This window comes from Comamonas sp. 14P8.1.4, from assembly GCF_057799285.1.
Genome location: NZ_JBYOKN010000001.1, coordinates 35,553 through 56,666 on the forward strand (window position 1 = coordinate 35,553; position 21,114 = coordinate 56,666).

General features: G+C 59.3%; 16 protein-coding genes. 10 read left to right on the forward strand and 6 right to left on the reverse strand.

The features are described 5' to 3' along the window. Positions 1 to 32: 32 nt before the first annotated feature. Positions 33 to 2,681 (reverse strand): hybrid sensor histidine kinase/response regulator, encoded by a 2,649-nt coding sequence (locus AC27VO_RS00190; RefSeq protein WP_488664696.1) that lies wholly within the window; start codon positions 2,679 to 2,681, stop codon positions 33 to 35. Positions 2,682 to 2,900: 219 nt separating this feature from the next. On the opposite strand from AC27VO_RS00190, the gene AC27VO_RS00195 reads away from it, so the two are divergent. After that, entirely contained in the window at positions 2,901 to 4,217 is a 1,317-nt protein-coding gene (locus tag AC27VO_RS00195; RefSeq protein ID WP_488664697.1) for a dicarboxylate/amino acid:cation symporter, read from the forward strand. Between the two features lie 143 nt (positions 4,218 to 4,360). Here the strand turns inward: AC27VO_RS00195 and AC27VO_RS00200 are convergent, their stop codons facing one another. The 3 genes from AC27VO_RS00200 to AC27VO_RS00210 form a co-directional block, all read right to left on the reverse strand. Continuing rightward, the gene (locus AC27VO_RS00200) at positions 4,361 to 5,335 is read right to left on the reverse strand and encodes a diguanylate cyclase domain-containing protein (RefSeq protein WP_488664698.1); all 975 of its coding nucleotides are present in this window, start codon (positions 5,333 to 5,335) and stop codon (positions 4,361 to 4,363) included. Positions 5,336 to 5,916: 581 nt separating this feature from the next. Further along, entirely contained in the window at positions 5,917 to 6,750 is an 834-nt protein-coding gene (locus AC27VO_RS00205) for a BUD32 family EKC/KEOPS complex subunit (protein ID WP_488664699.1), read from the reverse strand. Between the two features lie 48 nt (positions 6,751 to 6,798). After that, on the reverse strand, positions 6,799 to 8,514 hold the full coding sequence (locus AC27VO_RS00210; RefSeq protein ID WP_488664700.1) for an FMN-binding glutamate synthase family protein: 1,716 nt from the start codon (positions 8,512 to 8,514) through the stop codon (positions 6,799 to 6,801). Between the two features lie 202 nt (positions 8,515 to 8,716). Between AC27VO_RS00210 and AC27VO_RS00215 the strand changes: the two genes are divergently transcribed. Together AC27VO_RS00215 and AC27VO_RS00220 are read left to right on the forward strand one after the other, a co-directional pair. Further along, on the forward strand, positions 8,717 to 9,541 hold the full coding sequence (locus AC27VO_RS00215) for a UPF0149 family protein (protein ID WP_488664701.1): 825 nt from the start codon (positions 8,717 to 8,719) through the stop codon (positions 9,539 to 9,541). Between the two features lie 190 nt (positions 9,542 to 9,731). Then, a complete protein-coding gene (locus tag AC27VO_RS00220) occupies positions 9,732 to 11,210 on the forward strand; it encodes a SulP family inorganic anion transporter (protein ID WP_488664702.1) in 1,479 nt (492 codons plus the stop codon). Positions 11,211 to 11,280: 70 nt separating this feature from the next. Here the strand turns inward: AC27VO_RS00220 and AC27VO_RS00225 are convergent, their stop codons facing one another. Together AC27VO_RS00225 and AC27VO_RS00230 are read right to left on the reverse strand one after the other, a co-directional pair. Then, positions 11,281 to 12,393: a L,D-transpeptidase family protein gene (locus AC27VO_RS00225; protein ID WP_488664703.1), complete on the reverse strand. Its 1,113-nt coding sequence runs from the start codon at positions 12,391 to 12,393 to the stop codon at positions 11,281 to 11,283. A 143-nt stretch (positions 12,394 to 12,536) separates the two neighbouring features. Further along, the gene (locus AC27VO_RS00230; RefSeq protein WP_488664704.1) at positions 12,537 to 13,667 is read right to left on the reverse strand and encodes a L,D-transpeptidase Cds6 family protein; all 1,131 of its coding nucleotides are present in this window, start codon (positions 13,665 to 13,667) and stop codon (positions 12,537 to 12,539) included. 394 nt (positions 13,668 to 14,061) lie between these two features. Between AC27VO_RS00230 and AC27VO_RS00235 the strand changes: the two genes are divergently transcribed. From AC27VO_RS00235 to AC27VO_RS00265, 7 genes are all read left to right on the forward strand, one after another. Beyond that, positions 14,062 to 14,256, forward strand: coding sequence for a Flp family type IVb pilin (locus AC27VO_RS00235; protein ID WP_488664705.1), 195 nt, complete (start codon positions 14,062 to 14,064; stop codon positions 14,254 to 14,256). Continuing rightward, positions 14,246 to 14,824 (forward strand): A24 family peptidase, encoded by a 579-nt coding sequence (locus tag AC27VO_RS00240; protein WP_488664706.1) that lies wholly within the window; start codon positions 14,246 to 14,248, stop codon positions 14,822 to 14,824. The genes AC27VO_RS00235 and AC27VO_RS00240 overlap by 11 nt, the downstream gene beginning before the upstream one ends. 99 nt (positions 14,825 to 14,923) lie before the next feature. Next, complete coding sequence (gene cpaB, locus AC27VO_RS00245) at positions 14,924 to 15,964, forward strand: Flp pilus assembly protein CpaB (RefSeq protein ID WP_488664707.1); 1,041 nt, start codon at positions 14,924 to 14,926, stop codon at positions 15,962 to 15,964. A gap of 19 nt (positions 15,965 to 15,983) precedes the next feature. Next, positions 15,984 to 17,354: a type II and III secretion system protein family protein gene (locus tag AC27VO_RS00250; RefSeq protein ID WP_488664708.1), complete on the forward strand. Its 1,371-nt coding sequence runs from the start codon at positions 15,984 to 15,986 to the stop codon at positions 17,352 to 17,354. Positions 17,355 to 17,362: 8 nt separating this feature from the next. Continuing rightward, a complete protein-coding gene (locus AC27VO_RS00255) occupies positions 17,363 to 18,790 on the forward strand; it encodes a CpaE/TadZ family protein (protein WP_488664709.1) in 1,428 nt (475 codons plus the stop codon). Positions 18,791 to 18,820: 30 nt separating this feature from the next. Then, positions 18,821 to 20,110, forward strand: a complete 1,290-nt coding sequence (locus AC27VO_RS00260) for a TadA family conjugal transfer-associated ATPase (RefSeq protein ID WP_488665504.1) — start codon at positions 18,821 to 18,823, stop codon at positions 20,108 to 20,110. A 42-nt stretch (positions 20,111 to 20,152) separates the two neighbouring features. Next, positions 20,153 to 21,109 carry a type II secretion system F family protein gene (locus AC27VO_RS00265; protein WP_488664710.1) on the forward strand — a complete coding sequence of 319 codons (957 nt, stop codon included), beginning with the start codon at positions 20,153 to 20,155 and terminating at the stop codon, positions 21,107 to 21,109. The last annotated feature ends 5 nt before the right edge of the window (positions 21,110 to 21,114 follow it).

Below are 21,114 nucleotides of genomic sequence, written 5' to 3' on the forward strand. Positions count from 1 at the left end.
CCTGGGGCGCAGGGCGCGGGCGGCGTGCGCCCTCAGCCTTCCCGAATGCGCAGCAGCGTCTGGCTCATCAGCGCGCGCAAGGCCGGTGGGCGCACGGGTTTGGCCAGAAAGCCCCAGCCACGCTCGGCCGCCTGGCGGCGCAAGGAGGCATCACGCTCGGCCGTGACCAGAATCACGGGAGGGGTCTGCCCCCAGCGCTCACACAGCTGGGCGTACAGGTCTGGCCCGTACAGGTTGTTGCCCAGGTGCACGTCCAGCAGCACCAGCTGTGGCACGGCGTCGGGGGCGGCCAAGTGTAGCGCCTCGTGCGGGCCACCGGCGTAGGGCACCTCGCAGCCCCAGCGTTCCAGCAGGGCGCGGGTGGCGGCGCAGGTCTGTGGGTCATCGTCGATGTACCAGGCCACCCCGCCTTGCAACGGTGCATCGTCCTGGCGGGTGGTGGTGCTGGCACGCACGGTGGGCTGCAGCGCCTGGGCATCGCCCAGTGGCACCTGCACCCAGAACACGCTGCCTTGGCCCAAGGTGGAGCGCAGGCCGATCTCGTGGCCCAGCAGCTTGCCCAGGCGCTCCACAATCGCCAGCCCCAGGCCGGTGCCGCGGTCGTCGGCGTGGCCTTCGTCCAGGCGGCGGAACTCTTCAAAGATTTCACGCTGCAGGGCGGCGGGAATGCCGGGGCCCTGGTCGTGCACCTCGATGCGCACATGCGCACCGTGGCGGCGGCAGCCCACCACAATGCGGCCTTTGCGGGTGTAGCGAATGGCGTTGGAGACAAAGTTCTGCAGGATGCGGCGCAGCAGTGCCTCGTCGCTGCGCACCACATAGCGGCTGGCGCGCGTGCGCAGTTGCAGGCCTTCGCTTTCGGCCAGCATGGCGAAATTGTTGTGCACCACGTGCAGCAGGGAGTCGAGCGCGAAGTCGCGCACATGGGTCTCGAGCTGGCCTGATTCCATGCGTGCAATGTCCAGCATGCTGGTGAGGATGGCGTCCTGCGAGGCCAGCGCAGCATCAATGCTCTCGGCCACGTGGCGTCCGGCCTCGTCGTGTACATGGCTGGGCAGCAGGCTGGTGAACATGCGCGCCGCATTCAGTGGCTGCAGCAGGTCATGCACGGCAGCGTTCACAAACCGGGTTTTGTAGCGGTTGGCTTGCTCGGCCTCCTGGCGCGCAGCGTCCAGATCGCGTGTGCGCTCGGCCACGCGCTGCTCCAGCGCATCGGCCAGTGAGCGCAATTCACGTGCGGCGTTCTTGTAGCTGGTGATGTCGGCATAACTGGTGACAAAGCCGCCATCGGGCAGCGGATTGCCGCGAATCTCCAGCACCGTGCCATCGCCTTTTTCGCTCTCGTGCAGATGGGGCTTGCCACTGCGCAAATGGCCCAGGCGGCGTTGAATGCCCTCTTCCAGCGGGCCATCGCCCAGCAGGCCGCGCTTGGCGTTGTAGCGCAGCAGGGCTTCAATCGGGGCCCCCACGCGCACCAGCTCGGGCGGGTAGCGAAACAGCGCCAGGTAGCGCGAGTTCCAGGCCACCAGGTTCAGCGCGGCATCGATGATGACCACGCCTTGCGGCAGGTGCTCCAGGCTGCGCGAGAGGCCGGTGTCCGCCTGCTGCGCGGCCTGCACGATGCCGTCCTGGGCGGTGCGCAGTTCCTGGGCGTGCTGCTGCAGCACGGTCTCCAGCTCCTGGCGGCTGCGCAGGCGCAGACGTGTCAGTCGTTGGCGCTGGCGCACAAACAGCACCAGCAGCCCGGCAGCCAGCCACAGCCCGCCCGCTGCAATGGCCGCCCACCAGCTGGTGGTGGCGCTGGAGGCGGTGTCGTGCAGCAGGTGCATCTGCCAGCGACTGTTGGGCAGCCCAATGCTTTGCAGCAGCATGTGGCGGGGCAGTGCCGGGTCGTCAATCTGGACGAGGCGGCTGCCGTTGTCTAGGGTCTTGCGCACGCTGAAGTGCAGGGGGCTGAGTTGCTCAGACTGGTACTGGCGGGTGGCGGCCAGTTCGGCCTGTGCCTGCGCGGTGAGTGGCTGCAGCAGGCGGTAGCGCCAGCCGGGGCGGCTGGTCAGGAAGATGACGCCATAGGCATCGGAGACCACCACCACATCGGTGGTGCGGGGCCACTGGCGTTCCAGCTCTTGCAGCGCAATCTTGATGGCGATCAGGCCAATCACGCCGCCTTGATGGTCGTAAATGGCTTGAGAGAGAAAGTAGCCGGGCTCGCCCGTGGTGGTGCCAATGCCATAGAAGCGCCCGCTGCCGTGGGCCAGCGCATCTTGCACATAGGGGCGGTAGCTGTAGTCTTCGCCCACGTTGCTGCGCGGTGCCTGCCAGTTGCTGGCCGCCACGGCAATGCCTTGTCGGTTGATGAGCGTGAGTGTGGATGACTGGCTGGCACCGTTGGCGCGCTCCAGCTTGCGGTTGAGGTAGTCCACATCGTGGGGGCTCAGTGGGCGCTGCAGCGCCGCGCGCAGCTCGGTGTCCAGCGACAGCACTTCCGGCAGCGTGCGGTAGCGGTCCACGCGCTGCGTCAGCGCCTGGGCGCGCACAGCCAGCTGGCGCTGAAAGATGTCGCTTTCGCTGCGCAGGGCCTGCCACCATGTCAGCCAGCCCACGCAGAGCATGCTCAGCAGCATGCCGGCAATGAGGGTGACAACAGTCCAGACGGGGCGACGGCGAAGGGAGGCAAACATGCTGCCAGTGTGCCTGCGATCGCGCGGCTGTGTGGGTCAGCGCACCCCGCAGGGGCGTTCAAGGGTTCGTATTTCTACGTAGCGCGCGGGGTGGGCTTCCTCGGAAGCGCCGCAGACTAATACCAATAGGTTATCGGCAACGCAGCGCCCCAGCAGTACAAACCGGGCAGTAGCACCTTTGTGGTGCATTCGTCTTTGGATTCCTGCGGAAGATTTTGTATGCACGCCGTTCCTGCCGAAGCTATTGCCAAGCTCAAGCTCCCGTTCTACCGCCAGCTGTATTTCCAGGTGGTGTTCGCCATCATCGTGGGCGTGCTGCTGGGTTACTTTGAACCCGCTTACGGCGAAGCCATGAAGCCGTTTGGCGATGCCTTCATCAAGCTGATCAAAATGATCATCGCGCCGGTGATCTTTTTGACCATCGTCACCGGCATTGCCAGCATGACCCACCTGAGCACCGTGGGCCGCGTGTTCGGCAAGGCCATGGCGTACTTCATCACCTTCTCCACGCTGGCGCTGATCGTCGGTTTGATCGTGGCGAATGTGATGCAGCCTGGTGGCGGCATGCACATCAACGTGGCGGACCTGGACCAGACGGCCGTCAAGGGCTATGTGGCCAAAACGCACGATATGACCGTGACCGGCTTTGTGATGGACATCATCCCCAAGACCTTGGTCAGCCCGTTCGTGGGTGACAACATCCTGCAGGTGCTGCTGGTGGCCGTGCTGTTTGGCGTGTCGCTGGCCCTGGCGGGCGAAGCTGGCAAGCCGGTGCTGACCTTCTTGGAAGCCCTGCAAAAGCCCATCTTCAAGCTGGTGAACATTGTGATGAAGGCCGCCCCCATCGGCGCTTTCGGTGCCATGGCCTTCACCATCGGCAAGTTCGGCCTGGGCTCGCTGGTCAATCTGGCGGAGCTGGTGCTGACCTTCTACATCACCTCGGCGCTGTTTGTGCTGGTGGTGCTGGGTGCTGTGGCCCGTGCCTGCGGTTTCTCGGTCATCAAACTGATCAAGTATCTGAAGGAAGAGCTGCTGCTGGTGCTGGGCACATCGTCATCTGAATCGGCCCTGCCCAGCCTGATGGAAAAGATGGAAAAGGCCGGTTGCAAGAAGTCGGTGGTGGGTCTGGTGGTTCCCACGGGCTACTCGTTCAACCTGGACGGCACCAACATCTACATGACGCTGGCGGCGCTGTTCATTGCCCAGGCCACCGATATTGACCTCACGCTGGGTCACCAGATCGCCTTGCTGGCGGTGGCCATGCTGTCGTCCAAGGGCGCGGCGGGTGTGACCGGTGCCGGTTTCATCACCCTGGCCGCTACGCTGGCCGTGGTGCCTGAAGTGCCCGTGGCCGGTATGGCATTGATTCTGGGCGTGGACCGCTTCATGAGCGAATGCCGCTCGCTGACCAACTTCATCGGCAATGCCGTGGCCACCGTGGTGGTTTCGCGCTGGGAGAATGGCGTGGACATGAAGCAGCTGAACGCCGTGCTGGATGGCCAGCCCGTGCCAGCGACGGAAGCCACCCAGGCCTGAGGTCATGGACCATGCTTGGTGCCGAGTTGTTGCACCTAGCCAAAAAGCCCCGCTCAGCGGGGCTTTTTTTGTGCATGTACTGCGCAGATTGATGAGTAAAAGTGCCTGCAGCCCTTTTCTGAAAAGCGCAAGCAGCTATGGTTTTAGCTGGCCAGGCAGTCGGTGGCTGCCGGCAATGCCAGCGCTTGCCAGACGACGCGGTTGCGACCCGACTGCTTAGCTTGGTAGAGCAATTGATCGACCGCCTGCACCAGCTGGGCCGGTGTTTGATCAGGCTGCGGCACCAGGCTGCCGCAGCCGATGCTGACGGTCAGCAGCTGATTGAAGGGCGAGTGGGCATGTGGGATGGCCTGCTCCTGCAGCAGGCTGCGAAAACGCTCGGCCACCTGGCGTGCAATGTCCACCTGCACCTGGGGCAGCAGCACCACAAACTCTTCCCCGCCATAGCGCGCCACCAAGTCGCTGCATTTGTCACAGGTCTGGAACAGCGTCTGGGCGACGCGCACCAGCGCCTGATCGCCCGTCTGGTGGCCGTAGCGGTCATTGAGCTGTTTGAAAAAGTCGATATCCAGCATCAGCAGCGACAGCGGGGTTTGCGTCTGCATGGCATGGCCCCAGGCCTGCGTCAGGGCCTCGTCAAAGCGGCGCCGGTTGGCCAGCTGGGTCAGGCCGTCTTGGTAGGAGAGTGCTTCCAGTTGCTGCTGCATGCTCAGCAGCTTCTCTTCGGTTTTCTTGCGCTCGCTGATGTCAAAGATGAAGCCGACCAGGGCTTGTGTTTCGCCTTGGGCGTTGCGCAGCACATGCACCGTCTCGCGCACCCAGACGTAGCGCCCGTCAGCGGTCAGGGCGCGGTAGTCGGCTTCGTGGTCCACACCTGCCAATGACAGTTCCACGCAGCGGCTGACCACCTGGTCACGTTCATCGGGGTGGATGCGGTCGGCCCAGTCCTGCACCGTGTCCCAGTCCCGGGTGCGCCAGCCCAGCAGGGTTTCGATCTGGGGGCCGACGTACAAGTAGCGCTGGCTCAGCCAGTCAATTTTCCAGGGGATGGCCTGGGTGGACTCCAACAGCGAGCGGTAGGTGTCGTCACGGTCATGGGGTTGGGCAGGAGCAGTCATGGCAGTGGTGTTCAAAGGCAGCGATGGGGTGGCATGCCCGCATCCAGGCGCTGTGCGCCGGGCGAGTGATAGGCCACTGTGCGGGCTGGTGCAGCCACAGCAGATGGTTGGCTATCAAATCATATGGTTTGATAGTGCTTTGTGATGACCTGGTGTAGTGTTGGATGGGACGAATGGTGGGCCATCCGATTACCGGGGCGTTGTGCTGGTGGCGCAAGGCAGGCGCAGCCGAGGACATGGCGGCCATCGGTGGTGTGCAGCAGGCTTATAGGCTTTCAGGCATTAGCGCTTGCTGCATCAGCGCTATGCGCTATGTTTTTTAGTTCAGCGCAGTCAAACACCCCGCATGGGCGCGGCCTCTCCAGCCCTCTCCAGCATCCGCATGCCCGCTCATGGCCTGAGATGCCCAGTGCAGGCGCAGCAGCACACGCTGCGGAGCTTCGTGGCCGGCATCGTGACGAAGGGGAGATGGTCGAGCGACGGCGAAAGTGCATGAACCCCGCCTGTGGCGAGGCAGCGGGCGGCGGTCGATAGCGGGCGTTGGGCCTTGGGGCCCTGGTGCATGCGGCGCTGGCCGTACGCTACTTGGACGCCTTGTGCGCAGGGCGATCCGCACGCACCAGCTCAAAGGCCATGCGAATACGTTGGCCGTCACGGCCCAGTTTGCGGTCCAGTGGCAGGCGGCCAGCCCAGGCCATGCGCGCAATCGACTGCTGCAGCAGTGTGCGGGTGTCGGGGCTCAGGGTCTGGCACCAGGCCGCCCAGTGCTGGCGCGCCTCTTCCAGCGCACCCGCTTGCGCGAGGATCCAGGCGGTGGAGTGGGCGTAGCACAGCGCATCGCGTGCCTGGCACACAGGCAGCGGCAGGTGCGCTGCGGGGTCATCCTCAAAGTCGATATAGCCAATCACACCGTCCGGGCAGCGCACCAGGTTGCGGGCAAATGCCTGGCTGAGCGTGGTGCCCGCCTTGTGCACTTTGCCGATGGCCTGCAGCCCCTGTTTCCACAGCGCCAGCACTGCGTTGGGGCCGCGCGCCATGGCATCTTCCATGGCGTTGCCCAGGCTGGGGGTGTCTTCGCCGGGGGCGCCCAGGTGGCGCATCAGGAAGCCGTCAGCCGTCACGGCCAGCACGGCCGGAGCCCGCAAGCCGCGTGCGGCAAAGTCCTGCAGCCGCGCAACTTCCGTGGCAACGGCCACGCTGCCACCGGGGTTCGGGACGGGGCTGAGCACGGGCATGCGCAAGGCCTTGGCCAGCATGCCCATGGCGCGGTAGCGCCAGCCGGGGTTGAGTGCGCCGGCGCGTTTCACCCACAGCGTTTCGCCGCCCTGGTCATAGCGCATGATGCTGTGCGGCTGGCTGCGCACATGGGCTTGCAAAAAGGCGGCGTAGTCAGGGGCGGCGGTGGAAGCGGGCACAGGCACATCGGTCAAAACAGAGGGACCGCAATCGTGGGGCGCTGCGGGCTAGCCAGCAATTGTGCCCGGTTCTTTCTGCGTGGCTGCGGATGGCTGCAGTGGCGGCGGTGCAATCTGGAAGGTTTGTGCGCAGGCGCGGCCCCAGTACATCTTGAACACATTGTGCTGTGCATCCAGCGGGCCCAGCAGCGCACCTGGTTCCACGCGCAAGATGGTGTTGGCCAGCTGATGGACCTGTGAGTCACTGGTGCGCCGCACGATGTGGTGGGCGGTGATATCACCCGGGTGCTGCAGCCCGGCGGCTTGCACCAGCTCTTTGAGGGCATGAAGGGTGCTGCGGTGGAAGTTGGCCACGCGCGTGCCCTTGTCGGGCACCACCAGGGCCTTCTGGCGCACGGCATCTTGCGTGGTTACCCCGGTGGGGCAGTGGCCGGTATGGCAGGTCTGGGCCTGGATGCAGCCCAGCGCCAGCATGAAGCCGCGCCCCGAGTTGCACCAGTTGGCACCCAGCGCCATCATACGGGCGATGTCGAACGCGGTAATCACCTTGGCTGCCGCGCCAATTTGCACGCGGTGGCGCAAGTTGACGCCCACCAGCGTGTTGTGCACCAGCAGCAGCCCTTCTTGCAACGGCACCCCCACGTGGTCCGTGAATTCGACAGGCGCCGCGCCCGTACCGCCTTCGGCGCCATCCACCACGATGAAGTCAGGGGTGATGTCGGTTTCCATCATGGCTTTGACCATGGCGAACCACTCCCAGGGGTGGCCGACGCACAGTTTCAGCCCCACCGGCTTGCCGCCAGACAGGCGGCGCAGCGTGGCGATGAATTGCATCATCTCCAGCGGGGTGTGGAAGGCGCTGTGGCTGGACGGACTGATGCAGTCCACTCCCACAGGCACGCCGCGTGCGGCCGCAATCTCGGGGGTGACTTTGGCGCCCAGCAGCATGCCGCCGTGGCCGGGTTTGGCACCTTGGCTGAGCTTGAGCTCAATCATCTTGACCTGCGGGTCGGCTGCATTGGCGGCAAAACGTTCTTCGCTGAAGCTGCCATCGGGGTTGCGGCAGCCAAAGTAGCCCGAGGCTACTTGCCAGATCAAATCGCCCCCGTGCACGCGGTGGTGCTGGCTGATGGAGCCTTCGCCCGTATCGTGCGCAAAGCCGCCGGTGCGCGCACCCAGGTTCAGCGCCAGCACGGCGTTGGCGGACAGGGCGCCAAAACTCATGGCCGAGATATTGAACACGCTGGCGTGGTAGGGCTGGGTGCAGACCGCATGGCCGGGCAGGGGGTGCTCGGGCGTTCCGCCAATCCAGACGCGGAAGTCCTGGCTGTCGAGTTTGGTGGGCGTCATGGAATGGTTGACCCATTCATAGCCGTTGGCCGAGACATCCAGCAAGGTGCCAAACGGGCGGCTGTCAGGCTCGCCTTTGCTGCGCTGGTAGACCAGCGAGCGCTGGGCGCGCGAGAAGGGCAGAGCCTCGTGGTCGCCCTCGATGAAGTACTGCCGCATCTCGGGGCGGATGAATTCCAGCATGAAGCGCAAATGCCCAATGACCGGGTAATTGCGCAAGATGGCGTGGCGCGTCTGGCGCAAATCCTGCAGGCCGATAACGGTCAGCACCGCCGCCACGCTGGGCAGCAGCCACCACCAGCGCCCCCAGGCCCATGCCGCCGCCAGGCCCAGCACGCAGGCGACCACGCACAGCACCAGCACGGTGTAGCGCACGGGAAAGAGACCCGAGGAACGGGAAGAAGCAAGATGCATGCAGACAACTCCTGTAGACAACGCCAGTGCAAATGGCACGGGCTTGGCGCGCCGGCTACACTGCCTGTCATCGGCCACGCATGCAGCGCGCATGCAGTCCCGCCCCTTTGCATCGATTGTGCGAATGACGGCGCTATCGCCATGCAGGAGACCGCCGAATTCGTACATGGGCCCGAGCCCGCTAACCCAATATAAACACGCCATGGAAAACCACCAAACAGACGCTCCTGAAGTTGAAGCCGCACTGAGCACCGAAATGCTCGAAGAGCTGGACAACATGCTTGAAGCCATGCGCGAGCGCGCCGAAGAAATCCCCCAGTGGGAGTTCTGTGACGGCTTCTTGACGGCCCTGATCTGCACACGCCGCCCCATCTCCGCTGCCGAATGGCTGCCCATGCTGCTGGGCGATGGCGAAACCCTGGAAGTGGCCGAAGGCCAGCCGTTGCCCAAGTTGGAAGCTTTCCAGGATGCGGCGCAGCAAGCACGCTTTTTGGAGCTGGTGCAGCTGCGCATGGACGAAGTGCGCGGCCAGCTGGATACCGAAATCAAGTCGCTGGAAGACCAGGCTGCCTTCCAGCCTGAAGTGATGGACACCCGCGGTGCGCTGCTGATGCTGCCCGAAGCCGAACGCGCTGAGCTGGAAGAAGAAGAGATCCCTTCGCTGGGCCAGGTCTGGGCATTGGGCTTCATGTTCGTGGTGGAAAACTGGGCCGAAGAGTGGGCCGCCCCCCGCGACAAGGAAGCCGCACAGTGGCTGGATGCCGCCATGGAATTCCTCGTCAACCTGACCGAAGACGACGACGGTGAACCCACGCTGAATCTGTACGACGAGAACGGCCCCGCATCGACCAGCCAAGAGCGCCTGGACGCCTTTGGCGAAACCGTGTGGGCTGTCTATGACCTGCGCCAGCTGTGGCGCAGCATGGGCCCCCGCGTGGAGGCCATCGTCAAGGGTGAGCAGCCAGGCCGCAACGATGTTTGCAGCTGCGGCAGCGGCAAGAAGTTCAAGAAGTGCTGCGGTGCCTAATCTGCACCTGCGTTTTTAAAGGCGCTTGCCTTTAAAAATAGGAGCAGTAAGCGTTCGATTTTTCTGGATTTCAGATGGTTTTCTATCTGAAGCGTAGAGAAATCAAGCGCAAGCAGCTCCTTTTTTGTGGGCGTGTGCAGGTGGGCGCAAAGCCCTACCATCACGTGCCAGTACGTTCTTGAGCTGTTGTATGTCCTTGCCTTTGTTGACCCGTTTGCGCGCGGAATGGGCGCCCAGCATTCCCCGTGAGTTGCTGGCCGGTGCCGTGGCCACGTTTGCGCTGATTCCGGAAGTGATCGCCTTCTCCTTCGTCGCGGGGGTGGATCCGTCGGTGGGTTTGTTTGCGTCGTTCGTCATCAGCATCGTGATCGCCTTTTTTGGAGGGCGCCCGGCCATGGTGTCGGCGGCTGCAGGTTCGGTGGCCCTGGTGGCGGCGCCGCTGGTGGCCTCGCACGGCATTCAGTACCTGTTTGCAGCTGGCCTGCTGGCGGGCGCGATGCAGATCGTGTTTGGCCTGTGCAAGATGGGCATGCTGATGCGCTTTGTCTCCAGCTCGGTGCGAACCGGTTTTGTGAACGCGTTGGCCATCATGATTTTCGCGGCGCAGCTGCCGCATCTGCACGGGGCGAATTTGCCCACCTGGGGCATGCTGGCGCTGGGCCTGCTCATCATTTATGGCCTGCCCTGGCTGGGGAACAAGCTGCAGCTCAAGGCACTGACGGCCATCCCTTCCCCCCTGATTTGCGTGGTGCTGCTGACGGTGCTGGCCGCAGCCCTGGGCCTGCCGGTTGCGACTGTGGCCGATTTGGGCAAGTTGCCGGATGCATTGCCGCTGTTTGGCCTGCCGCAGGTGCCTGCCTCGGTCGAGACCTTGCGCATCATCGTGTTGCCTGCGCTGGCGATTGCGATGGTGGGCCTGCTGGAGTCGGTGTTGACCGCAGCCGTGGTCGATGAAATGACCAACACCCCCAGCGACAAAAACCGCGAATGCACGGGACTGGGCGTGGCCAATATGGCATCCAGCGTGTTCGGCGGCATTGCGGGCTGCGGCATGATTGGCCAGGCCGTGGGCAATGTGAAGTACGGTGGCCGCGGGCGCCTGTCCACCTTGTTTGCCGGGGTGTTCTTGCTGGTGCTGATGGTGGCATTGAAGCCCTGGGTATCCCAAGTGCCAGTGATGGCCCTGGTGGCCATCATGGTGATGGTGTCGGCCTCCACGTTTGACTGGAAGTCGCTGGGCAATCTGGTGCGTTACCCGCGTCTGTCCAGCGGGGTCATGCTGGCCACCGTGGTCATCACCGTTGCCACCCACAATCTGGCGGCAGGGGTGATTGCCGGGGTGCTGCTGTCAGGGGTGTTCTTCACGTTCAAAGTGGCCCACATGCTGCAGGTGACGCATGTGGATGATGCGGTGACGGGCCAGCGCACATGGCGCGTGAGCGGGCAGGTGTTTTTTGCCTCGGCCGATGCCCTGGTCGAACATTTCGACGTGCGTGCGGTTGCGGGTTTGCCGGTGCGCATTGATGTGAGTGACGCGCACTTTTGGGACATCACCGCGATTGGTGCCCTGGATAAGGTGGTGGAGCGCTTGCAGCAACATGGTTGCACCGTCGAGTTGGTGGGCATGGATGCCCAGAGCCAGCGCTTGGTGGCGCGCATGAAGACCTGAGCGCCACCCGCACCATCAAAAAAGCCCGCTGTTGCGGGCTTTTTTGATGGTGGCTTGCCGCCAGCAATGTTTAGCTGAGCACGTCTTCGGAGAATATCTGCCAGTTGCCACCTTGCTTGCGCCAGTACTGGCGCACCGTGGCGGTGGAGTTCTTGGCCACTTGCAAGTTCACAATGCGGATTTCGCCAGCGTCTTCTTGCCAGTTGTAGACGGACATGTCTTCCACCGCTAGCTTGGACAATGGGCCTACGCTGGCCAGGCGGCCACGGCGTTTTTCCAGGGCGTCGGCGTTGTTGAGGTCGGCGCTGTAGAGCTGGTTCAGGCTGTGTGTGTCGCCCTGGCGCCATGCGGTCTGCCAGCGCTCAATGGATTGCTTGAAATTGTCTTGCTGGCGTTGCTGCATCGTCCACTGGGGCGTCACCCAGTGCAGCTTCTCCGTGATCAGCACCGGGGTGCGTCGGTCAATGGATGCCATCAGGAATGCAATATCGGGGTTGGACAGCACCACGCAACCGTCGCTGGCCTGCGGTACGCGGGCAAACTGATCCGAAGGCACGCCGTGCAGCCAGATGCCGCTTCCGGTGCGGCCCTGCAGGCGGTCCCAATCGTTGGGGTAATTCACGGTCAGAGCCCCTTGTCCATACAGGTCGGGCAGGCGCTCGCCGGGAATTTGGCGACCGACAAAGTACACGCCCAAGGGCGTGCGCTGGTCACCTTCGGCGCGCTTGTGCACGCCGTTGCGGCCCACAGTGACGTAGAAGTTGCTGATGACTTCCAGGCCCTTGGGGCCATTGGAGAACACGTAGAGCCGGGATTTGCTGGCATCCACGGCAATGACGTGGCGCACCGATGGGCTCAGGTGCATCAGGTTGCTGGGCACCATGCCAGGCGGTGGCAGGTCCACGGCGGCTTGGCGGCGGCGTTGCAGCTCGTTGTGCAGGCCCTTGTAGAACTCGGGGGGCGCAATGTTCTGGTCGGCCACGCCCATGTTGTGCTTGCTGGGCTCGGCTTGCGAGCGTGCCAACTGCTCACCCATGGTGGGCGCGCCGGTGCGCAGGCGCAGCATGTCGGCGTACAGCAGTTGTGCGGCGCGGAAGTTGGGCACTTCCTGCGTGAGCTCTGTCACGGCGCGGAAGGCTTCATTGATTTCTCTGCGCTCAATCTGCGCCAGGATCTCTACCAAGCGCTTTTCCGCGCGCGTTTGTTCAGCGCTCGCATAGGCGAAGCTGCTCCAGGCGAAGCAGCCTGTGAGCGCAGCCAGTAGCAAGAGGGTGTGGGACCAGTGTTTCCCTGCACAGACAGGGAAACGGTTTGAATGACGGAACATTAACGACCGGTTTCTTCTCGTATGATGCGCCACTTATCGCCTTCGTTTTGCAGGCGCAGCGTTTTGCGGGTGGTCGCTTTGTAGCCACCCGCCGCATAGTACTGGCGGAAGCTGGCGGTAGCGCGCTCTCCCTGAAGGTTCACCTTCAGATCACGCACTTCCAGGGTGATGTCGGATTTGCCCACGATGCGGTCTTTGCGCTCTGTTTTCCACGCAGCCAAGGTGGGGCCTTGGGGGTCAAAGTGACTGCTGTAGGCCGCATAGTAGGCCTGTATGTTCTGCTGCTCCCAGGCCTTGGCCCAGGCTGCGACGGCTTTCTCTACAGCAGCCACGGCTTGCTTGTTTTCATCCGACTTGGCGGGCTTTTTCGTGACTTCCGCAGGTTTGGCAGCAGGGGCAGGGTTGCTTTCTGGAGCAGGCGTTACTGCAGCGACCTGAGGCGCTGTGGGCGCGGGCACTACCGCTTCGGCCGGTTTTGTGACAGCTGCAGGTGCCAAGGCGGCCGTTACAGGCGCTGCTGTCGGGGCGGAGGCCGTGTGTGGTGTGCTGGCTGCAGCGTGTGCCGCCACTGGGAAAATTTTCTTGATCAACGCCAGTTTGGGTTGAATCGCTTTGCGGTTGCCGTCCAGTTGCAAGGCCTTGGCATAGGCATCGCTGGCCATGCGAGCGTACAAATCGCCCAGGTTCTCATGCGCGGTGGCGTAGCTGGGGTTGGTGCGGATGGCTTGCTCAAGCACCTGAGCGGCTTTGCGTTCATCGCCCTTGGCTGCGTACAGCACGGCCAGGTTGTTATAGGGCTCTGGCAGGCCTGGGTAATCTTGTGTGAGTGCCGTGAAAATTTGGATGGCTTGGTCGTACTTGCGTTGCTCGGCCGCAATCACCCCTTGCAGAAAACGCATCTGCACATCGCCGGCATTTTGTTTGAGGTGGCTCTGTGCGCGCTGGGCCGCTTCATTTAGCTTGCCTTGTTCGAGCAATTTCGCCACCTCGGCACTGGCCGATGGATCCGCTGCCGCCCAGCCAGAAGCCAGGGCACCCACGCAGATCATCCCTGCTGTCGTAACAGGTCGTACAAAGCGTAAGAGGCCTTTGCGCATCGAGAACAAGGAAAGCACGGACGTGAGAGACATGAAGGTACTTTCAACGAACAGTCAGGGTGGTGTACGGGAAAGGCATTTTCGCTTGTAAGCGCAAACATGCCAAAGATTGAAAATTTTATGCGGAATCAGCACTCCTACCTGCTATGTAGGGCGTTTTTACCTATAGGGAGCGTGGAGCATGCCCGGGAAGGAGGGTGTACAGGGCACAAGAACGGGGGCGTTGCATGCCCTTGTTTAATAGCTAATTTGTATGAACTTCCGCATTTCAGTAGTGTGTAAATTTTTGTGTAGATGTTGACTCATTGTTTCGCGGGTGGTTTTCCTACAGTTTGAATGGCATCCCATATTTAAATTTTGTTCCGAGCTTTGTTTTTTAGAGCTTGTTTTTATTCGTTTTTCTTTGCTATGAGGAAAGGATTTCATCATGAAAAAAGCTATTCAAAAATTTTGGCGCGACGAAGAAGGTGCTACCGCAATTGAATATGGATTGATTGCGGGGTTGATTGCCGTAGTTTTGGTGACAGTTTTGACAAGTTTGGGTGGTGGGTTGGAGGCAACATTTCAAAAAATTGTAGATGCACTGCCCGGGAAAGCTGCAGCTGGAGGGGGTGGAACTTGATTTGCTAGAAAGAAACTTTATGGGTTTCGGCGGACTGTTTTTTTTGAAAATCATATGGCTGCTACTACTTTGTTGTGTAGCAGCCATTGATTTTAAATTTAGAAAAGTTAAAAACTTTCTTGTGGTTGCTTTTTTTATTTTTGGTATTGCTTCTATTGTTTTTAATGTCACTCCATTTGGCACTAATGTTGGTAGTGCACTCATTGGTGCATCAGCAGCATTTGTTTTTTTTATTATCTTCTATCAATTGAAAATCATGGGTGCCGGGGATGTGAAGTTCGCACTGGTGCTTGGTGTATGGCTGGGTTTGACGAGTGGATTGGTTTTTGTTTTTTTATGGGCAACTATTTTTTCTTTGTTGCATGCATTATTTGAGCTATATGTTTTAAAACATATTAGAAGTGCTTTGTTTTTATGGGGGATAGCGCATGGAAGCCGCTCCGAAGATGCAGCCACCGGCAATTCACCCAGCAAGGTGCGAACTATCCCGTATGCGGGTTATATGGCCGTGGCAGCCATATTTTGGATGCTGAGAGGAGTGCCCTCGGTGAATCTTCTGTCGGTTTAGTCCTATAGCCAACAGCGCTGTTGGTGTACTTCTGCAGGAACACAAAAAGACTCTACTGTTTACACGAAGAAACAAATTGTGTATGGAGGGGATGGCCTCATGAAGTTCACAAAAATATTGGCGGGCATTTTGTTGGTGCTTGCTATTGGCTTGGCGATATTGGCCTGGATGCTGGGTCGCGAAACGCCCAGAGAGGTGAATAAGCACGTGGGTGCACCGACTAATGCGGCTGCGTCCAGCGAAGCATCCACCAAAAGCACTGCGGCACATTTCTCTGTATTGGCTGCGAGAAACGCTATTCCCGCCGGGCATCGCCTCACAGAGGCGGATATTCAGGTGCTTGAAAAGACAGAAGCAGTCGTTGGAAGCTTTGCGCAGCCCGCTGAACTGATCGGCAAGACAACGTTGCTTGCTTTGAATCCTGAACAAATTGTGTTGGAGCAATATTTGGTGACAGGGCTTTCGCTGCAGCTGGAAAACGGCCAGAGGGCCGTTTCCATTGCGGTGAAAGAGCCTATGGCCGCAGGTAATCACATTCGGCCTGGTGATTTTGTGGATGTGTTCTTTACCTTGCAGCAGGACGAAAAGCTGACCAAAGTGGACACGCAAACGCGCTTGTTGCTGGCCCGTACGCGGGTGCTGGCTTATGGGAGTGGGACTGTTGAAAATCCTCCTGCAACGTTGGCGCAGCGTCGGGCTGAACAGGCGAAGGAGAACAGCCAGCGCGGTAGCAGCAGAGAAGAGGCGCGCAGCAGAGCAGACGTGGCAAACACAGCGGTTCTGGCGATCCCCTTGGAGGATGTGCAGCGGCTCACATTGGCTGAAAAGTATGGCCAGTTGAGCCTTGCGTTGAGACATCCCGATGATCTGGAGATGCCTGATATTGAACGTTTTGCAGAACTTCCTGCAGCTTTGCGCCCTGTGGGACAGGGTGTGCAGAAAGCAGGTGACCTTGATCCCATGGACAGGGCGTACGCAGGTTTGCGCTTGTCAGATTTGGCGGATGGTGGTGCAAAGTCAAAGGGTGTGACCGCAGCAGTGCCGCGCAGCGCATCCCGGGCGGGCTCCGCGCATAACACGGCCGCTTCGCAGACCGTAGAGCTGCTCAACGGCAGCAGTGTCCAAACTGTTCGCTATTAAGCCAAGGCAAGAGGTCGTCATGAATTCCTCCTCGTTGTATTGCTCCTCTCCATGGATATCGCGCAGTGTGCTCAGCATGGCAATTTCCGGCGCACTGTCTTGCGGCTATGTATATGCGCAAGATACGCCAAACATCGTGGCGAATGCCGCCCCCCAAGCGCTGTCCGCAGAAGTGGAGCGCATGCTTTATTTGGCAGTTGGTGGCCAGCAAACTCTCACGCCTGATTTCACACCATCGCGCATTGCAATTGGTAATCCTGCTGTCTTAGATGCCAAGGTGTTGCGCAACTCTGCCAAAGGGGCATCCAGCAATGCGCAAATTCTGTTGACGGGCAAAGGTGCCGGTGGCACCACGATGACCTTGTGGCCCAAGCAAGGGGGCGTGCCCCAGCAGTGGAATATTCAAGTTGCGGCGGGATCCCCGCTGATTCTGGATAAGCGATTGCGCAGCATGCAGGAGCATGCAGGGCTGCGTAGCTTCTACAAGTCAGGGCTTGCGCAAGGCAGCACTTTGGTGGATCGCTCTCAGGTGGACGTGAAGAGCAATACGGTCCAAGTGGATGTGCAGGTGATTGAATTCAAAAAATCTGCGATGAAAAAAGCAGGGTTGAACTTCAACACCAATAAGCCCAGAGATGGTGGTTTCAGCTTTGGCTTGTACAACCCATCGACCAGCGGGAGCCAAACACCGTTTGCCGATGCGATGAACCTGGTGCTGAGCTTTGGCAAGGCCTTGAGTGGGGCAGGGCTCACCGCAAGCTTTAGTCTGTTGGAAGGAAATGGTCTGGCGCGTGTGTTGGCCAAGCCCACGTTGGTGGCGCATTCGGGTCAAAGCGCCAGCTTTTTAGCCGGGGGGGAGTTGCCCATTCCCGTAAGTGCTAACGATGGAAATATCGCGATTGAGTACAAAGAGTTCGGCGTCAAACTGCAGCTGACGCCAACAGTGCTGGCAAATGATCGCATTGCTCTCAAAGTGGCTCCGGAATCCAGTGACCTGGATTTCACAAACTCCGTCGCTGTGGGCGGCGTTGAAGTTCCAGCCATTCGTACACGCCGCGCAGACACGATGGTGGAGCTGGCAGATGGTGAAAGCTTTGTCATTGGTGGCCTGGTGAGCCGCAGCACATCCTCCAATGTCAATAAAGTGCCTTTACTGGGTGACTTGCCGATTCTGGGGAGTTTTTTCAAAAATCTCAGCTATTCGCAGGAAGAAACAGAGCTGGTGATTGTGGTGACTCCCAGCTTGATCCACCCCTTACCCGTCGGTACCAATTTAGAAGCATATATGCCTGGTGCCAAGGCTGAGCATCAGCAGGCAGGCCATGTCTGGGAGGGCTACTTGATGGGGGCGGGTACCGCGAATGGCGCAATGCCCGGCTTTTCGTATTGATGGTGGCAATGACGTATTCCAATACTCCAGCCTCCCCGGAAGGCAATAAACATCCAACCTCCAATGCGGTTTCGTTGGAGCAACTTCTGGCATTGCGACAGAAAAAGAATGAAAAAACAGAAGCCACTACGGATGTACGTGAGTCTGTAGATGCCTCCGAGGTTGAAGTGCAGAAAGAGCAGCCAGTCGATCAGGGCTTGCCTTTGATCTTGGTTGTGCATGTAGATCAAACGCAGGCGGCGAGTGCTAAACAAAAACTGCGATGTATTACAGATGAGGTGAGTCTGCAGTGGTTGTCGGTGCAGGAGCAGATTGTTGAGCATGTGCAACTGATGCAGCCGCATGCCGTCATGATTCAATTTGCGTCGAATGCATTGGAGGAAGCTGCTGCGCTGGCGAAACAACTGCACCAAATGCCGCAGCAGTTGCCGGTTTTTGCATGGGGGAGCACGCAAGAGCCGAAGGCGATGCTTTGGGCATTGCGTGCGGGGGTGCAGGATTTTCTGGATATCGATGCCGCAGACCAAGAAATTCATGAGCGTGTGAAGACCTTGCTGGCGAAAGGCAAACATCCAGAGGTGAAGCAGAGTGCCGTAGGGCATGCACCCTTGGTTGCATTGATGTCTGCGCGCGAAGGCGTGGGAAGCAGTTTGCTGGCTGCACACTTGGCAGTTTTTTTGCAAACAGCCTTTGGCCACAGTGCAAAAAATGCAGACCAGACAACTGCGCCGGCGCAGATGGAAACCTTGCTACTAGATCTGGGTGCTCCCGCTGGCGATGGCGCACTTTATTTAGATCTGGTCAGTGAGTTCGACTTCATGGAAGCGGCGCAAAGCTTGCGGCGCTTGGACCAAAAAATGGTATCAGCAGGCTTTGCTCAGCACGTGAGCGGTCTGCGATTGCTGACACTGCCACGCGTCGGTGGTGTTGACAAACCTTTGGCTGGTGCTGAGGCAGATTTACTGGTTCAGCGACTGCGTGAGTATTTTCAGTACATCGTGGTCGATCTTGGTGGCGTGAGTCAGTCCGACCTTGCCATGCGTATTGCATCCAAGGCAAAAAAAATATGTGTGATCTGTGACCAGAGCTTGCCTGGAGTGGTTGCGACGACAGAGTTATTGCGACAGCTGGATTCTCGAAAAATTGCGCGCAGTGACATGGCATTAATTGTCAATCGCTATGACCGTAACCTGGAGCTGTCTGCGCAGCACATTGCAGATCAGTTGCAGCTGCCATTGCTCATGACAATTCCTGAGCGGCGTGTTGAGCTGTTGCAAGCGGTCAATCAAGGGGAGCTGCTATCGCCGCAATCCAAGCGGGAACCGTATGTACAAGCAATTCACAAGCTGGTTGAGATTTTGCGCAGCAGCTTGGGGCTGGAGAAAACTGCTCCCAAAGGTTCTATTTCCTCGCTGTTGCAACGGATGAGGGGGTAATCAATGTCGCAGCAATCGTCGGTATCTGTCATGCATTCAGGATCGGGGGACTTTGAAAAGTCAACGCTGTATACCGATCTGAAAGATCGCGCGCATGAGCATTTGCTCACACGTATTGAAGAGCTCGGTGCTGCATTTTCCCGACTGTCGCAGACAGCGGTAGGGCATTTTGTCAAAGTAGAACTCGACAATTTCATTCGAACGAACACGATTCCCGTCAACGAAATGGAAGCCATGCAGCTCGCGCGTGGCTTGGCGCGAGAGCTGACGGGTATGGGGCCCTTGCAGGAGCTTTTGGACGATCCTGCGGTTGAAGACATTTTGATCAATGGGTATCAAAACTTATATGTGTCACGGCGTGGCGTTTTGCAGAGCGAAACGTCGGGGTTTAAAGATGATGAGCATGTGCTGCGCATCATTCGCCGTATCTTGGCGCCTTTAGGCCGGCGCTTGGATGAGTCAAGCCCGATGGTTGATGCCCGTCTTCCCGATGGCGGCCGTATCAACGTCGTGATTGAGCCATTGGCGATCGATGGCATTTCTGTCTCTATTCGCAAGTTCCGAAAAGAGCCGTTGACGCCGACGGATTTGGTCGAGCTCGGGGCATTCACGAATGATATTGCACGTATTTTGGAAATGGCTGTGCAATCGCGTTGCAATATTTTGGTCAGCGGTGGAACCAGCTCCGGCAAAACCTCTTTGCTGAACGCATTGGCAAATTTCATCCCTGAGCATGAGCGCGTGGTCACGATCGAAGATACGGCAGAGCTTTCACTCAACCATGAGCATGTCGTGCGCTTGGAAAGCAGGCCTGGGGGCTTTGATGGCGTGGGACATGTAAGCATCCGCGACCTGCTGCGCAATAGCTTGCGTATGCGTCCGGATCGCATCATTGTTGGCGAAGTGCGTGGTGGAGAGGTGTTGGAGCTTTTGCAGGCGATGAATACGGGGCACGATGGATCCATGGGCACCATTCATGCAAGCTCTCCCAGGGAGTGCCTCTACCGCGCAGAAATGCTGGCGGGATTCGCCGGCTTTCAGGGGAGTGAAACCAGTTTGCGCCGGCAAATCGCCAATGCAGTGGATTTCATTGTGCAGATCGGTCGGCTGTCGAACGGTAAGCGCCGTTTGATCTCCTTGACAGAAGTCACGGGGATGACGGACAGCATGATTTCCACGCAAGAGCTGTTTCGGTATGAACCAGGCATTGATAGCGATGGTCAGGAGTTTGACCATTGGGTCACGCTCGGCATTTCGCCACACTCGCCAAAGCTGCAAGCTTGGTGGAGAAGCCAGCAAAAAGCATGGGGTGAGGGCTGAAATGCAGATGTTGTCTCCAGATTCACCATATGGGAGGTGACCATGCTTTCACCGGTTGCAGTTGGCTTGGGCGCATTTGCGTGTTTGATCTTCGCGTTGGCTGTTGCAGTATTGGGCTATGGAAAACGCCAGGCTGGAAATGACGCTCTGAATGCGCATTTGCAGCGCACGCTGGGGCGCCAGGCAGTGGGGGAGGGTGTGCATGCTCCCGTAACGGGGGCTGCGGAGAAGTCTTCGCCAAGTCCATGGGATCCCGCGCATGTGTGGGTGCAGCGTTGGCTGTATGCCATTGGCGCCCAAACATGGGGTGTCAGTCGCAGGGCCATTTGGGGAATCGCGGCGGTTGTAGTTTTGCTGTTCGTGTCGGGTTGGACAAAATTCAATGCCGCCTTTGCGGTAGTTGCTGTGCTTGTTTTTGGTTTGGGTGTGTGTTTTTTCTTCTGGAAAAGATTGGAGAAGAAACGCCAAAAAATGTTGGAACAGCTGCCCGGATTTTTGGACAACATGGTGCGCTTGATCGCCATTGGGTCATCGCCACAAGCCGCATTTCAAATGAGCGTCAAAGGCGTTCCAGAGCCCTTGGGAAGCGCCTTGCAGCAGGCTTCAGGGGTACTTTCAGCGAGCTCAAACCTGGGCTATGCAATGGAGCAGCTGGAGGGGACTTGGCGTTTGCCTGAATTTGGTTTGCTCGCTGCGGTATTTCGCATGAGCACCAAGTATGGTGGCCGAACAGATTTGGTGTTGGAGCGGGTCGCAGCCTATATCCGCGACAAGCATTCTGCAGAACGTGAGCTGTATGCCATGTCTGCAGAAGTGCGCTTGTCAGCATGGCTGCTTTCATTGCTACCTATAGTCGTTGGCGCTTTCATCATGCTGGTCAATGATGGTTATTTTTTGCGCATGTGGCAGGACGACAGTGGCCGAAAGATGATCCTCTTGGCTGCGGGTTTGGAGCTTGCAGGGGTGATCTTGTTGTATCGCTTGGCGAAGTTGAAATAACGAAG